The organism is Polaromonas sp. P1_E3, assembly GCF_056405935.1.
Map to the genome: position 1 here is coordinate 1 of NZ_JBFUBD010000596.1, position 1,295 is coordinate 1,295.

A 1,295-nucleotide genomic window follows, 5' to 3' on the forward strand; every position below is an offset into this window, starting at 1 on the left:
GCCTGAACCTGTCGAGGATTACTCCTTGATATCGACAGCGTAGAAGTTGTGGCGGCCGAACGGACTGTTCTTGTAGCCGATCACGCTCTTGCGGATAGGCTTCAATTGCACCGCGTGGGCGATGGTGAACCAGGGAGCCTGCTCCTTGAAGATGACCTGCGCCTGCTGGTAGAGCTTGATGCGCTCGGCAGGGTTGGTCACGGTCTTGGCTTTCAGGACCAGGTCTTCATACGGCTGGTAGCAGAACTTGGCGATGTTGGAACCGCTGGCGGACTGTGCCGAAGCGCAACCGAGCAGGGTGTACATGAAGTTGTCAGGATCGCCGTTGTCGCCGGTCCAGCCCAGCATGCCCATCTGGTGTTCACCAGCCTGCAAACGCTTGCGGTACTCGCCCCATTCGAAGCTCTTGATCTCGGCGGTCACACCGACCTTGACCAGGTCAGCCTGCATCAACTCGGCAATGCGCTTGGCATTCGGGTTGTACGGACGCTGCACGGGCATGGCCCACAGGTCGGTGGTGAAACCGTTGGGGAAACCGGCCTGGGCCAGCAATTTCTTGGCGGCTTCTGGGTTGTATTCGTCGTCCTTGATGGCGTTGTTGTACGCGGCCATGGTCGGCGGAATCGGGTTCTTGGCGGCGACACCGGTGCTCAGGTACACGCCGTCAACAATGGCTTTCTTGTTGATGGCCATGTTGATGGCCTTGCGCACGCGCACGTCGTCAAACGGCTTCTTGGTGGTGTTGTAAGCCAGGTAGCCAACGTTCAGGCCGGCCTGCTCGACGATCGTGACGTTGGCGTCCTTGCGGATCGCGTCCAGGTCGGCGGGGTTGGGGTAAGGCATGACGTGGCATTCGTTCTTCTGCAGCTTGGCCCAGCGGACCGACGCGTCAGGCGTGATCGAGTACACGAGGTCGTCGATCTTGGCCTTGCCGCCCCAGTACTGTGGGAAAGCCTTGTAGCGGATGACCGCGTCTTTCTGGTACTGCACCAGGTAGAAGGGGCCCGTGCCGACCGGGTCCTGGTCGATTTTTTCGGGGGTGCCGGCTTTCAGCATGGCGTCGGCGTATTCCTTGGACTGGACCGCTGCGTAAGGCATGGCCAGGTTGGCGAGGAAGGGTGCCTCAGGCTTGTCCAGCGTGATCTTGACGGTGTAGTCGTTGACCTTTTCCACCGATTTCAGCAGCTTGGGCATGCCCATGTCGCTGAAGTAGGAGTGGTTGGGGCTGGTGACCTTGAAGAAGGCGTTGTCTTCCTTCCACTGGCGCTCGAACATGAACAGCACGTCGTCGGCAT

At 59.7% G+C, this 1,295-nt stretch carries 1 protein-coding gene; it reads right to left on the reverse strand.

All coding sequences use genetic code 11. The features are described from left to right. Positions 1–18 precede the first annotated feature (18 nt). On the reverse strand, positions 19–1,295 hold a 1,277-nt coding region (locus AC1D0Z_RS22025; RefSeq protein ID WP_477660278.1), incomplete at its 5' end, for an ABC transporter substrate-binding protein.